The 14,443-nt window shown below is 69.3% G+C and carries 9 protein-coding genes; 4 read left to right on the top strand and 5 right to left on the bottom strand.

What is annotated here, in order from left to right; translation table 11 throughout:
- Window positions 1–79 precede the first annotated feature (79 nt).
- On the bottom strand, window positions 80–1,555 hold the full coding sequence (locus VLF18_RS21965; RefSeq protein ID WP_325281770.1) for a hypothetical protein: 1,476 nt from the start codon (window positions 1,553–1,555) through the stop codon (window positions 80–82).
- A gap of 615 nt (window positions 1,556–2,170) precedes the next feature.
- On the opposite strand from VLF18_RS21965, the gene VLF18_RS21970 reads away from it, so the two are divergent.
- The gene (locus VLF18_RS21970) at window positions 2,171–2,881 is read left to right on the top strand and encodes a ParA family protein (RefSeq protein WP_325281771.1); all 711 of its coding nucleotides are present in this window, start codon (window positions 2,171–2,173) and stop codon (window positions 2,879–2,881) included.
- 125 nt (window positions 2,882–3,006) lie between these two features.
- Here the strand turns inward: VLF18_RS21970 and VLF18_RS21975 are convergent, their stop codons facing one another.
- Both VLF18_RS21975 and VLF18_RS21980 read right to left on the bottom strand, forming a co-directional pair.
- The gene (locus VLF18_RS21975; protein ID WP_325281772.1) at window positions 3,007–4,797 is read right to left on the bottom strand and encodes a TPM domain-containing protein; all 1,791 of its coding nucleotides are present in this window, start codon (window positions 4,795–4,797) and stop codon (window positions 3,007–3,009) included.
- Window positions 4,798–4,986: 189 nt separating this feature from the next.
- Window positions 4,987–5,343 (bottom strand): MmcQ/YjbR family DNA-binding protein, encoded by a 357-nt coding sequence (locus VLF18_RS21980; RefSeq protein WP_325281773.1) that lies wholly within the window; start codon window positions 5,341–5,343, stop codon window positions 4,987–4,989.
- A gap of 202 nt (window positions 5,344–5,545) precedes the next feature.
- On the opposite strand from VLF18_RS21980, the gene VLF18_RS21985 reads away from it, so the two are divergent.
- Together VLF18_RS21985 and VLF18_RS21990 are read left to right on the top strand one after the other, a co-directional pair.
- The gene (locus tag VLF18_RS21985) at window positions 5,546–6,997 is read left to right on the top strand and encodes a hypothetical protein (protein WP_325281774.1); all 1,452 of its coding nucleotides are present in this window, start codon (window positions 5,546–5,548) and stop codon (window positions 6,995–6,997) included.
- Window positions 6,998–7,035: 38 nt separating this feature from the next.
- Window positions 7,036–8,496 (top strand): hypothetical protein, encoded by a 1,461-nt coding sequence (locus tag VLF18_RS21990; protein ID WP_325281775.1) that lies wholly within the window; start codon window positions 7,036–7,038, stop codon window positions 8,494–8,496.
- Between the two features lie 158 nt (window positions 8,497–8,654).
- Here VLF18_RS21990 and VLF18_RS21995 read toward each other — a convergent pair whose 3' ends face one another.
- Complete coding sequence (locus tag VLF18_RS21995) at window positions 8,655–10,061, bottom strand: hypothetical protein (RefSeq protein ID WP_325281776.1); 1,407 nt, start codon at window positions 10,059–10,061, stop codon at window positions 8,655–8,657.
- Between the two features lie 61 nt (window positions 10,062–10,122).
- Entirely contained in the window at window positions 10,123–11,973 is a 1,851-nt protein-coding gene (locus tag VLF18_RS22000) for a malectin domain-containing carbohydrate-binding protein (RefSeq protein ID WP_325281777.1), read from the bottom strand.
- Between the two features lie 202 nt (window positions 11,974–12,175).
- Here VLF18_RS22000 and VLF18_RS22005 point away from each other — a divergent pair, with 202 nt between their 5' ends.
- Entirely contained in the window at window positions 12,176–14,149 is a 1,974-nt protein-coding gene (locus tag VLF18_RS22005; RefSeq protein WP_325281778.1) for a sulfatase-like hydrolase/transferase, read from the top strand.
- Window positions 14,150–14,443 lie beyond the last annotated feature (294 nt).

The following is a 14,443-nucleotide window of genomic DNA, read 5'->3' on the forward strand; positions in this document are numbered from 1 at the left end:
CCCGCATGACAGGGCCTGGCGAGATTGTGGATAACTCACGCATGTACACGGGCGCGCCGGTCGCGCCCGGCCGGCCTGCTCAGTTCGGATCGAGCTGACAGCAATAGCCTTCGTCGCGCGCCTCGATCGCTTCGGTCTCGACCACGGCCATCGCCTGCAGCACCTTGATCGGCGGCGTGAAGACCTGATACGGCAGCTGTGTCGGCGACCAGCTGAAGTCCCACTCGCGCACGCACTGATCCTTCTTGTTCGGATCGGTCTGCACGAGATAGAAGTCCTGCGTGTCGTTGACCGCGTCCCAGTCGGTGAACGTGCTGCCGGCCATCACGAAGCGATCGCGCTTGTTGTCGATCGCGAGCAGCGTTTCGCGCTTGTCGCTCTGCGTGCTGTAGCGGTACTGGCCGCCGAACGGCCCGAGGTTCGCGTCGACCGCGGTCAGCGCGAAGCCGTCGCCCGCCACCGTCGCGCCGGCGATCGTGCCGGTCGCGACGACGGTCGGTGCCGATGCCGTGGTCACGATCGATTCGACGACGTCGAACGCCGTCGCACCCGCGGTCAGGTCGCGCCAGACCGACTGCACGAGCGGCACGCAGCCGCCGGCGTTGAAGCGCGTCAGATAGACCGACGGACCAGCCGCCGTTGCGGCCTGCGTCGCGCCGACGAGCACGCTCTCGTTGTTGAAGTTCGCCGCGGTGAGCCGCGTGATGCCGTAGTAGTCCTCGTTCGTGCTGTCGACATTGCCGAGCACTGCGTTGCAGACCGGCGCGCCGGTGCTGAGCGTGCGGAACATCAGGCCGCGGCGGTCGGTCGCCCAGGTCTGGCCGCGCGCGGCCGAACCGGCGACGACGATGTCGGGCAGGTTCGCGTTCGCCGAGCGGTTCTCGGTCACGGCGCGGAAGCGCAGGCCGAGCGGATGGTTGGGCTGCGCATAGGCGCGGTCCCAGACGAAACCGCCGGCCGAGGTCAGGCGGACGATGCGGCCGGCGACCGCGCCGGCCGGTGCCGGCAGGTTCTCGTCGCCGACGACGATGAGCTGGCTCGGCGGCGGCGGAACCGGCGACAGCACCGGGCCGGCCTCGATGATGTCGTAGCCGATCGCGCGGCTGCCGGTCGCCGTGTTGCCGAGCACGCGCGTCCAGACCGGCTTGCCGTCGCAGTTGATGCGCATCACGTAGATGTGCGTGTCGGTGCGCACCATCGAGCCGGTCAGCGCGAAGCCGGTGCCGTCGCGCAGTTCGACGATCGCGTTGGATGTCGTGCGCGTGCTGCCGCCGACGCGGTAGCCGTACTGCCACAGCGCGACGCCGTTGTCGTCGACGCGCGTGACCAGCGCCTCGATGCCGGTCGTCGTGCGGCGCGTGCCGGCAACGATGCTGCCGGTGCGCGGACAGTAGTTCACCGACTTCACGTCCTCGCCGGCGTCGAGCGTGTCGCGCTCGCCGTAGTAGGCCTCGTAGTTCTGCGCCTGCGCGCCGGTGGCGGCGAGACCGCCGAGCAGCAGCGTGAATGCGCCCGCGAGCGGCGCACGCAGCAGATTGCGTTTCTGGATTTCCATATGTTCTCCGTCAACTTCGGGTTGGCTTGCGTTGCGTGTGAACGCACGACGGGCCCCTTGCGTCGTGAACCGGAGCGGCACGCGTCCCCTGCGCGCGCGAACGCCTTGCTTCGGACCCGGAAACCGCGCCGGCGCGCATCGCCCGCGAACCTCGGCGTCGCAACGACGTCGCTCGCGCGCGCCCCGGAAGAGCCCGGCACGTCCGCGCGGCGGATTTCAGGATTGTCCGTAAGCACAAACGCCGGCGCGCACGGAAACCGAACGGCGCGGCGTATTCGACATGTTAATACGTATATTTTGCAATTTCTTGTTGCATGCGCACATGGAGCCTCGGAACGGCCTGCGATCGACACATCGCCGGGCGAAAACGGAATTTTTACACTACGGCGATGCGAGTCTCGGCAAGACCTTGCCCGCGCCGGTGCAGTTGCAGCCGCAACTCGTCGGGCAAGTCGCACGCCGGCGCGGCGCCCTGTATCCAGCGGTCGCGCGCTGGCCTAAGATCGGCGCGTGCGCACTTTCAGGGGGGCGAGCGGACCGCCGTCGCGCACGAACGGCCGATCAGACCAAGGCCGCGCCGGCCGGAGGCCGGCCCGGACGACCGGGGGAAATGCCGTGTTCCGCATACTCATCGCCAACAGCAAGGGCGGCAGCGGCAAGACCACGCTGACGACGACGCTGGCCGGCCACTACGCCCGCGCCGGCCGCGCGACGACGCTCGTCGACTGCGATCCCCAGGGCTCGTCGCTGGCCTGGACCCAGCTGCGCGGCGCCCAGCGCGCACCGCTGCGCGCGCTCGCGAGCAACGACCCGGCCCACGGCCTGGGTGCCGGCTGGGTGCTGCGCCTGCCGAGCGACACGCAGGTGCTGCTGATCGACACGCCCGCCGGACTGCGCGCGCACGAATTCGCACCGTTCGCACGCCATGCCGACGTGCTGCTCGTACCGGTCGTGCCCTCGCCGCTCGACGTGCGTGCGACGCTGGGCTTCCTCGACATCGTGCGGCGCCTGCCCGAAGTGCGTGGCGGCCGGCTGCGCGTCGGCCTGATCGCCAATCGCCTGCGCGAACGCACCGTCGCCGCACGCGACCTCGATGCCACGCTGCAGCGCCTGACCCAGACCTGCCTGATCCGCGTCCGCGATTCGCAGCTCTATGTTCGCCTGGCGGCCGCCGGCGCGAGCCTGTTCGACGACGAGTCCGGCGCGGCCCGCAGCCACCGCGACGACTGGGCGCCGCTGCTCGAATGGCTCGCTGCGCGCGAACGCGAACGGCGCGGCGAAGCCAAGGTTGCGTTTCTGCCGACGGTGAAGAAGGCGGAGAAGTGACTGTTTGCCGCTTCTCCGTTTGAAGGCATGCGCTGGCTGTTTCCCGGCCGGAGCGGACAGGCTTCGCGACACCCGGGCAAGGCGAGGTTTTCGCGGCAGCTCCCCGATTCCCCATCCGCGCCCCATCACCTCACACTGTCATAGCTCAACAGATCGAACGACTGCGTGTCCTTGCGGTTCCAGCTCAGGCTGTTCACGCGCGTCACGAAGCGATAGCTGCGGCCGGCCTGCAGTTTTCCACCGGGCATCAATGCTTCGGTATGCGGATCGACGTAGAGCATGAGCGCGTAGCCGTCGGCCGTCTGCACGTGCAGCGGATTGCGCTTTTGCGCCGTGATCGCGTTGACGCGCGCGCCGGCGTAGTCGTCGGGCACGTCGACCGCGATCACCTTGCCTTCGATCTGCGCGATCTTTTCGTAGGACGGATCGGTCTTCGGGTCGAAGCGCGCGCCGCTCTCGCGGCGTTCGTCGTTGTAGGCCGTGTACGCGCCGATCAGCTCGCCGAAGCTCTGGTAGCGGATCGTCCACTCGATGTCGTCGGTATCGCGGCGGATGTGGTCGGCGGCGAGCAGGAAGTTCTCGGTCCAGTTGCCGCAGGCGTTCTTGCGCGCGCAGTTAGGCCAGCCGGTTTCGAGCCAGCGCTCGAGCGACTGCTTCTTGTCGTGTCCGGCCATCTGCAGCGCGACGCCCGGCCCCATCGCGAGGCCGACCTGCTTCGCATCCGGCGCGACGACGAGCACCGCGCCGTTGCCGACGTCGAGCTTGCCCACGCGCAGCTGGCGCATGATCGCCTGCGCGTACGCATCGCCGTCGAGGCCGTGCAGGTCCTTCACGAGCAGCGTCACGATCTCCACGCCGTGCAGGCGCGCGTGATCGAACATCCGCTGTTCGAACTGCTTGCGCCAGGCCGGGTCGAGCACGCCGTATTCGTCGTAGATGAACCGATCGAACTTCGACGGCGTCGATCCCGGCGCCGGAATCGTGTCGACGCCCCCGGCCGCGGCGATGCGTGGCGCGACGGCCGGCGCGGGCGCGCTCGCGCGCGGCGGCGGAACGCTCGCGGTCTGCGGCGCGGCCGCGGCCGCCTCGACGCGCGCGGGCTCCGTACGCGCCGGTGCCGGTGCCGCCGGCGCGGTCACGACCGGTGCCTGCATCGCGATCGTCGATGCCGCCTGCGACAGGCCGCCGCACTCGCCGGCGCCCTGCTGCCGGCAGGCCTGGGTCCAGCCTTCCTTGATCGCGGCGAGACGCTTGCCGCGTCCCGGATGCGTCGCGCCGTCGGGACCGTCGGCGACGAGCGTCGACATCGCGGTCTGCGCGTCGTCGAGCGACGCGCCCATCTTGTACAGCACGAAGCCGCTGAATTTGTCCGCCTCGAGTTCGGTCGGCGGCTGGCTGCCGCCCGGCGTGATCGTGTGACCCGACAGGTGATGGCCGATCTCGTGCGCCATGATGCTGACCGGCGCCCACGCGTTGCCGCGCGTCGACGCGCGCACGATGCCCATGAAATCCTTGTTGAACGCGATCACGCGCTGCGGAATCTTCTTGTCGTCCAGCAGGATGACCGCCGCGGCGTTGGGCACCGGCGCCTCGACGACGGTGAAGTTCTGCGGCAGGCCCGTGAACGCCATGATCTGCGCGACCATGTCGCGGCATTCCGACGGCGGCGCCGCGCCGACCTTGCCGACGCGCACCGGCGCGCCGTCGTAGGAACAGGCCTGCAGCGCCGAGGCCACTTCGTCGACGAGCGCGGCCTGCGGATCGGCGACGGCGGCCGGCGCGGGTGCGGCCGCAATGCGTGTCTGCGCCGGACGCGCGGCGCTGCCGCCGGCATCGGAATCCTGGCAGCCGGCCAGCGCGAGGGCGACGGCGGCGGCGAGGCAGGCGCGGTGAAACGGATGAGCGATACGTTGCATGGATGAGGCTCCGATGAAAGGCCGGCGATACGCGCGGCCGGCCTCGTGGCCGGGCGCAGCGCCGCCGTCGTTCCGCAGTACGCAGTCGCGCGACGTTTTCTCCGCGGCAGCCGGGGAATGCGTGTCGAGGAGTGACGAACGGGAGATCGCGACCACGCTACCCGTCTCTCATTCCTCAACACTCATTTCTCAGAGCCCGAGTTCGAGGCGCCTCCTGCGCGTGAGGCCGCCCGCTGCGCGCCCGTGCGCCCAGACCACGAGCTCGCGCAGATAGCCGGCCGGAAACGTGGCGACGTCGACGATCGTGATCCAGTGAAAGCGCGCCATGTAGCGCGCGGGCTTCACACCCGGCATGTCGGTCAGCTCGACGAAGCGTTCCGGCGTCACGCGGAAGCTGAAGCGCCAGCGCTCGGGTTCGCTGGTCTTGAACCATGCGAAGTTCTTTGCGCCGACCGAGTACACGAGAATGTTTTCCGGTGCGCCGAGCAGACGCTCCCGCGTCGCCGGCAGACCGCGGCAGAAGGTTTTGACCTGTCGGACGTTCATCGTTTCGCCTGGGCGCGCGGCAGACGATCGTAGCGGCGGCACCGGCGGCGCTCCAGCACCGGTGCGACGGAAAGCCCCGCGGCGGAAACGAATCGGTAACGGCACGACGCGGGCGCGGCGCTTAGCTTGAAATTAACAAATGCTACGAATCCGATCGTATTTAATCGCATCCCTCCACAACAACAACAAGGGAGTGTCCGCAATGCGTCCTCGACTGCTCGGTCTCTGCCTGCTCGCCTGCGCCGTCGCGCCGGCGCAGGCGGCCATGTTCATCAATCCCCGCGGCACCGGCCAGGTGCTGCTGTATCCGTACTACACGGTCAACGCGGGGCAGCAGACGATCTTCTCGCTCGCCAACACCACGCCGCGCGCGAAGATCGTGCAGGTCAATTTCCGCGAGGCGTACAACGGCCGACTCGTGCTGCGCTTCGACGTGATCCTCGGCGCGAACGACACCTGGACCGGCACGGTGTTCGAATCGCCGGCCGACGGCATCACGCACCTCGGCCGGCGCGACGACTCGTGCACCTCGCCGACGCTGGACGCCTGGACGAATCCCGGCACGGCCAACGGCGGGCCGTCCCAGTCGTTCCTGCCGTTCGACTACACCGGCAACAACGAGGACGGCGGTCCGCGCGCCGCGACGCGCATGCGCGAGGGCTATTTCGAATTCGTCGAGCGCGCCGAACTCGTCGACGACCTCGCGGTCGCGGCGAACACGCGCAACTGCAATCGCTTCGCCGATCTGAAACCCATCGCGACGCACGCCTCGCTGCGTCCGCCGGCCGGCGGCCTGCGCGGCAGCTTCGCCGTCGTCGACGTCGCCGAGGGCACGATCCTCGCAGGCAACGCGACCGCGATCGAGGGCTTCAGCACGACGCCGCATTTCGTGCCGAACGAAAATCCGATCCTGTTCGACGCGTTCGCCGCACCGGCCGTCGCCGCCGACGGGATTCGCGCGCGCGTGCCGGTCGACGGCAAGCTCGTCGAATTCACCTATCCCGCGAACCGCAAGGTCGACGCGCTGTCGGCGCTGCTCATGACCGACGCACTGCTCGGCGACGTCACGCACGAAGCGGGGCTCGGCAGCAACTCGGAATGGGTGATCAGCGCGCCGACCAAGCGCTTTCATGCCGACGGCGACCGCGCGCTGACGCAGCTCGCGCCGTTCGCGAACCTGTTCGGCGCGAGCGGTCCCGATCGCGCCTGCACGGCGTTCGCGGCGACTCTGCACGATCGCCGCGGTCGCAGCGTCGCGCTGCTGCCAGGACCGTTCCTCGACCCGCCTCCGCCGTTCGAACCGCCGCAATTCATGCTCTGCCATGCGGTCGATGTCGTCGCCTATGACGCGCCGCCGTCGCTCGAAGCGACGCCGGTGCTCGGCTCCGCATTCGGCGCGCGCGCCGGCGAGGCCAGCCCTGCGACCGACGCCGGATCGCTGGAACTCACGCTCGGTGTCATCGGCGACCAGCGCACGTTCCTGCCGGCCGGCACCGACGGTCCCGCGCTGCGCGGCCTGCCCGTGATCGGCTTCGAAGCCGTGAAGTACGTCAACGGCAACCTGACGCCCGGCGTCCTCGCGAACTACACGCTGGGCCGCGCGCTGACCTCGCGCGCCGCCTGCTCGTCGGGCGGCTCGGCACCGTGCCCGTGATGCGCCGCGACCGCCCCCGATACGAGGAGAGTTCTGCCATGTCCCACCTGTTTCGTTCCCTGGGCGCCGTCCTGCTCGCCGCCGCGGCGCTGCCGGCCTCCGCCGTCTATGTCAATTCGCGCGGCACCGGCCAGGCGCTGCTGTTTCCGTATTACACGGTCAATGCCGGGCAGCAGACCATACTCAGCGTCGTCAACACGACGCCGCGCACGAAGCTCGCCGAGGTGAGCTTCCGCGAGGCCTACAACGGCCGCGTCGTGCTGCGCTTCGACGTCGTGCTCGCGCCGCACGACACCTGGACCGCGACGACGTTCGAGCACCTCGATCAGAACCGCCCGGCCGCGGCCGTCGGCGTACGCGACGACAGCTGCACCGTGCCGGGCGTCGACGTCTGGACCGGCACTGCGTTCGGCGCGCCGTATCAGCTATTCCTGCCGTACGACTACTCCGACGGCAATGAGGACGGCGGACCGACGGGGCCCGATCGCATGCGCGAAGGCTATTTCCACATTGTCGAGCGGGCTGAATTGTTCGGCGACCTGAACACCGCCGCGATCCAGCGCCAGTGCGGGGTGTTCCAGGACCTGCGCGCGATCGCCGCGGGACCGCTGACGCGGCCGCCGTCGGGCGGGCTGCGCGGCAGCTTCGCGATCGTCGACGTCGCCGAGGGCACCTTGTTCGGCGGCAACGCGACCGCGCTCGAGGCGTTCTCCTCGACGCAGTTGCTGTCCACGACGATCGACCCGGCCGCCTACGACGCATTCGCCTCGGTCAACGACGGCGGCAGCGCCGTGCGCGCCCAGGTCTTCGTCGGCGGCAAGCTCGTCGACCTCGTCTATCCGCCGCATCGCGCGGCCAACGCGGTCTCCGCGGTGCTCATGGCCGATGCGCTGTCGGGCGACGTGTCGCGCGAAGCGGGCCTCGGCAGCAACACCGAGTGGGTCGTGACCGCCCCGACCAAGCGCTTCCACGCCGACGCGACGCGCGCAGTCACGCAGCTAGCGCCGTTCGCGAGCGCGTTCGACACGACCGATCGTGACGCCTCGTGCTCGCCGTTCGACGCGACGCTGTTCGACCGCCAGGGCCGCACGATCGCCGTGACGCCCGACCCGGTCGGCTCGCCGCCCGTCAGCACGCTGCCGCAGTTCGCGTTCTGCCACGCGACCGACGTCGTGAGCTTCGGCCCGGCACCCGGCGTCGATGGCACACCCGTGCTCGGCGCGCGCGTCGGCACGCACGTCGGCAATCCGGTGCCGGCCACCGAAACGGGCCTGCTGACGCTCACGCCGGTCGGCGGCGGCAACATCCCGCGCCCGTTCCTGCCCGCGGGTTCGGCCGGCCCCGGCCTGCGCGGCCTGCCGCTGATCGGCTTCGAAGCGCTGAAGTACATCAACGGCAACGTGACGCCGGGAGTTCTTGCGAACTACACGCTGGGCCGTCCGCTGAACACGACCGCGAACTGCACCGATACCGTGGGCACGGCGGTGGTGTGTCCGTAGGCGGGAATCGGGAATCGTAGAAGAGTGGAACGCAGGTTCATGCCGTTCCATGTCTGAACTGGCCGAACTCCCCGAAACCGTCGAAATTGCAGCCGCGCGACTCCCTCTCCTCCGACAACGTCGGGGGAGAGGACTCCAGCGTTTTCGACTCCCGCCCCTCAAAACCCGCTTTCGAAAATCAGATCCGAATTCATGCGCAGCACGGCCGTGTTCCATATCTGCGAGCCGAACTGCTTGCGCGCGATGCCGGCGACGACGGGGCGCAGCGCCGACAGGGTCATGGCCGTCGGCAGGTCTTCCCCGTTCGTGGTCAGGTCGAACGCGACGACGCGCACGCCGTCGTTGTCGAAGGTCGTGTCGAGCGTGCCGTCGAACAGCGTGCGTCCGACGAAGAAATCGTATTGCGCCGCGCCGGCGCGGTCGATCCAGCCGGCCGCGGTCACGGTGTCGTCCGGGCGCATGACAAGTGCGCGGATCTTCGTGCCTTCCTCGCGCGTGAGGTCGGTCAGCCCGTTCGTACCGAACGTGTCCAGCACGTCGCCGTCGGGATTCATCGCCATGAGGAAACTCGCCGGCGTCTGCGAATTGTCCGCATCGAGATTGACCGCCACGAAGATGCGCCGCTGGATGAAGCCGCCGGCGATCGTGCGCTGCGCCGCCGTGATCGCGCCGACCTCCCAGCTGCCGAGCAGGTTCATCGCCGAATAGCCATCGTCGCCGAACGTCGGGTCGCGCTGGCCGTTCGTGCCGACGCAGACGACGAGCGGCGTGCGGCGCTCGTTCGGATCGCTGGGCACTTCCTGATAGCCGCCGAGCAGCAGGCGCCCGGCCGGGTCGAGCGCGATCGAGGTCAGCGTTTCGTCGACCCACGCGGTGCCGTCGACGCGCCCCGCGTTGAACCAGCCTTGATTGCCGAACCCCGCGTCGGGCAGGCCGTTGGCAAGCAGGCGCAGCGCGAGAAAATCCGGCGGCCCGCCGTTGCCGCAGCTGCCGCAGATGCCGGCAAGCACGATCTTGCCGTCGGGCTGTCGCAGCGCCTTCGTGAACAGCAGGCTCGCGCCGGTGCCGAGCGGATGCGACGTGACGACGTACTTGCCGCCCGTGCCGAATGACGGATCGAGCTGCCCGTTCGGCAGCAGGCGTATCAGCGCCGGATATTGATACGGCTGCACCGCAATGCCGGCATGTCCGACGACGAGCAGCGAACCGTCGGCCTGCGCGAACGCGGCGACCGCGCGATCGTCGGCGCCCGGCATGATGTCGAACGGCACGACGACGCTGCCGAGATTGCCGAACATCGTGTCGACGTCGCCATTGCGCGTGAAGCGCACGACCGAGAAGTCGCGATTGTTGTTGCCGTTGTCGATCCACCCGGCTACCGCGATGGAACCGTCCGCAAACGTGGCCACCGCCGTGGTCTCGGCCTGGACCTGTCCATCGGGCCAGGCGAACGTCGCCTTGCCGTCGCTCGAGAAACTCGTATCGGGATCGCCGTCGTCGGCGACGGCCGAAGCCGCGGCAAACGCGAGACAGAACGGCAGTGCGAGACGCAGCAGGCGGGACATGACGGTGCTCCGGCGGACGGGTTCTGCCCTCGTCCACGGCAAGCACGCGCCGCGGGGGCCATCAGAGCGGCGGCTCGAACCCGTTGCGCATGATCACGTCGCCCGCGCCGAGGCTCAGCACTTCGAACGCGTCGAGCCGCGCCTCGCCGTTCGCGCCGGCGGTCTTCTGCACCGCCAGATTCAATGTGCCGTCGCTGACCGTCACGACGTCGCCGATGCGCAGCGCGTTGCGCAGACCCGCCCAGCGGTACAGATCGAAGCCGGCGAGCATCGGCGCGCCTTCGAGCGCGACGTCGATGCCGCGCGCGACCGCGGTGAACCAGCGCCACTCGGCGAAATGCAGCACGACGAGATAGCGCCCGTTCGGCACGCTGAGCGCATAGCTGAAACTGTTGCCGCGCCGCATCGTGCGATACAGCGCGTCGTCCTGCGTGCCCATGAGGCTCGTCACGCCGGTCGTCAGCGCTTCGGTCGCGCCGCCGGTGAACGATGCGTCGGCGACGAACGGCTGTCCCGTGCTCAATGTCAGCGCCGGTCCGCCGCTGTTGATCGCGACGAGCGCCGGCCGCGGCGCGCCCGCGCCGAGCACGAGCACGCTCGCGCGCGCGGCCGTCTCGAGCGCGCCGTCGCTCGCGCGCATCTCGAACCGATAGAGCCCCGGCTGCGCCGGCGTGAACCAGGCCAGCGCCGGCGTCGCCGCATCGACCTCGATCGCGGCTGCGGACGGGCTCTCGATCAGCGTGAACGTCACACCCGGCACCGCCTGCGGCTGCGCGTCGTCGTCGACGAGCGCGCGCAGGCGCAGCGGCTGCCCGACCGTCGCGACCGGCTCGACCCAGAGCGCCGCGCGCGGCGCGCGATTGGCCGGCACCGGATGCGTCACGCGCACGCTGCGCGAGAACGTGGTGTTGCCGCCGTAGTTCGCGACATGACTCGTGCCGGTCGCCTGCAGCCGCAACGTCGTCGTCGCGTTCGGCGGAATCGCGAGCGCGCCGGTCGTGAAGCTCGTCGTGCCGGCCGCGGTGCCCTGCAGCGCGCCGAAGACATAGTTGACCACCGTCGGTACGGCGTCGGCCGCGATCGTGCCGGCCGTCGCGGTACTCGCGGCATTCGTATACCAGCGCAGCGCCGTCGAGGGCGTCGTCAGAGTCACGCGCGGGCCGGTCGCGACCATCGGCAGGCGCCAGCGCTGCGCGAGCATCCATGGCGCGAGCTTCGCGACCTTGTAGGTCTCGGTCCAGATGCCGTGATCGCCGCTCGCGAATTCCGTGTACAGCGGATCGCCGCCGCCGGCGCGCAGGGTCGTCACGCTCGTGCGCGAATTGTCGACCGGCACCGTGCCGTCGTTGATCGCGTGGAAATACCAGGCCGGCGTGTCCCACAGACGGTCGCGGTCGATCGTGCTGCTGACGACGCCGGCCGGGCAGATCGGAATCGCCGCCGCGGCGACCGCGTCGTAGCGCTGCAGGAATCCGATCGTGCCGCCGCCGCCCATCGAAAGACCGGTCACATAGAGCCGCGCAGGATCGAAGCCGAACTCGCGCTGCACGTCGTCGACGAGATCGGCGAGACCGCCGGTCGGGTTCTCGTTGGACCACCATTCCGGCGCCTGCGGTGCAGCCATGATCACGGGCTGGCCCAGCGTCTGCGCGTCCTCGGCCAGGCGGAACGCGCCGTTCGCGCGATTGTTGAGCTGCGCCGTGTTGTTGCTGCCGGTCTCGCCGGCGCCGTGCAGGAACAGCACGAGCGGGCAGCGCCGGCTCGCACACGCCGCCGGCACATGGATGCGATACGGCAGCGCGAAGCCGTTGCCGCCGTCGCTCGTCACCGTGCGATAGGCGAAGTCGCCGGCGGTCAGCGCCGCGGCCGGCGCCGCAACGCTCAACGCCATCAGCACCAGGAATCCGCGCATGACCGATCCTCGCCGCAAGCCGTGACAGGAATGTCCATGCTAATGCCGCCGCAGTTCAGGTATGTGACGGGAATCGCGGACTGACGGTCGGCACTGAGGGGCTCCCCGTGTCGACAAAGCGACATGCCGCTGGCATACACTCGGCCGTCAATGTGAATTTGTGATCGCTTACGCGTATTCCACTAACGTCGAAGGGGGAACCGTGAACAGCCAGGCCAAGCGTCCGAACATCCTCGTCATTCTCGTCGACCAGCTGCGCTTCCCGCGTTTCGCCTACGGACCCGACGGCGGCTTCGCGCCGGCGCTCAAGCACATCATCGGCTTCCAGGGCGACGATGCGCAGATCGCCGCGTACCGCGACTGGTTTCCGGGCCTGTGCGCGCTGCGCGAGAACGCGGTCGTGCTGCGCCGGCACACCATCGCCTCGTCGGCCTGCATCCCGAGCCGCGCGGCGCTGATGACCGGGCAATACGGCACGCGCACCGGCGTCACGCAGACCGACGGCCTGTTCAAGAACGGCGATGCGCCAAGCTTTCCGTGGCTCGCCGCCGACGGCATCCCGACGCTCGGCCACTGGTTCCGCGGCGCCGGCTATCGCACGCACTACTTCGGCAAGTGGCACGTCAGCAACCCGCGCGACCACAGCCTGCACGCCTACGGCTTCGACGACTGGGAACTGTCCTGGCCCGAGCCGCACGGATCGAGCATCAACAATCTGGGCGCGTATCGCGACATCGGCTTCGCCGATCTCGTCTGCGGCTTCCTGCGCGGCCAGTCGCTCGGCCTGAACTACAACCGCAAGCTCGCCCAGCAATTGCAGACGGCGCCGCGCGCACCGTCGCCCGAGACCGAACAGAAACCCTGGCTCGCGGTCGCGTCGTTCGCGAATCCGCACGACATCGCGACCTATCCGGCGCTGCCGCGCGGACTCGATCCGAACGCGCCGAAGCTCGGCCCGCTGACCGTACCCGCGGCCGGCACGCTGTCGAATCCGCCGACCGCCGGCAGCTATCGCTTCGATCTGAATCCGCGCGGCTTTCCGCAGGACAACGCCGGCGTCGCACCGACCACGCGCGAAGACCTGCGCCGCAACAAGCCGGGCTGCCAGTACGACTACGCCTACAAGATGGGGCTCGCGCTCGCGAGCAAGACCGGCCTCAGCGCCGAACAGCAGGCCGGACTCGACCCGGTCACCGCAACCCTGATGAGCGGCATTCCATTCCAGCTGACCGCCGATCCCGACGATGCCGCGCTCAAATTCGTGCAGTACTACGCCTGGCTGCAGCATCTCGTCGACGGCCACATCCACCGCGTGCTCGCGACGCTCGACGCCTGCGGCCTGCGCGAGGACACCATCGTCGTGTTCATGGCCGACCACGGCGAATACGGCGCGGCGCATTCCTACCTCATCGAAAAGTGGCATACGGCCTACCAGGAGGCCCTGCACGTGCCGGTGCTGGTGCAGTCGGCCCGGATCAATCCCCATCGCGACATGCGCCAGATCGACGCGCTGACGAGTCACGTCGACATCGTGCCGACGCTGCTCGGCCTCGCCGGCATCGGCGGACACGAAGTCGACCGCATCGCCGCCGAGCTGCGCGCCACGCGCCCCGTGCCGCCGTTCGTCGGCGCGAACCTCGCGCCGCTGATCCGCGGCGAGACCGATACCGTCATCGAGCCCGACGGCACGCCGCGCGAAGGCGTGCTGTTCGCGACCGACGACGAAATCACGCAGCCGCTCGCCGATGCGGCCGATCCGCACCAGTGGCATTCCGAGCGCGAGTTCGCCGTGTTCCTGCAGGTCGTCGACGCCGTGCGCCACGGCAGCAGCAACGTGCCGCACAGCGGCCCCGTGCCCGACCTCGCGCCCGGTCCGGTGCGCCAGCCCAACCATGTGCGCTGCGTGCGCTCCGGCGACTGGAAGCTCGCGCGCTATTTCGATCCGTCCGGCGAACACGCCGACGAGTGGGAACTCTACGATCTCGCCGGTGACGGCTGCGAAACCACGAACCTGCTCGTCACCGACGCCGCGTTCCCGACGCCGATCGACAATCCGCCCGCCCCGCACGATGCCGGCGAGATCCGCCGCGTCGCCGAGCGGCTGCATCGGCTGCTGACGCGCTACGAGGCCGAGAAGCTCGCGTGGCCGGAGGAGCGGAAAGACGAAGCCGCGTAAAGCGCGGCGATCGTAGGGCGCAATGAGCGCAAGCGCATTGCGCCGTCCCGACGCGTACGACGCACCAACCAAAGCGCATTGCACGGTTTCGCTCGCGTAAAGGCGGCGCAATGCCCTTCGGTTATTGCGTCCTACGCGGTGTTTTCCACGCTCGTTCGCCCATCGCGGAACCAGCGTTCCGTTTGCGCGTCGGCGGGCACGAGGAATTCGACGCGCAGCCGTTCGACGCGCGTGTCGAGCGGCGCGTGCAGGCTCGCGATCACGACGAACAACGCGAGCCGCACGTCGTCGAAG

It is taken from the genome of Tahibacter sp. (assembly GCF_035481375.1).
Taxonomy (GTDB): Bacteria; Pseudomonadota; Gammaproteobacteria; order Xanthomonadales; family Rhodanobacteraceae; genus Tahibacter.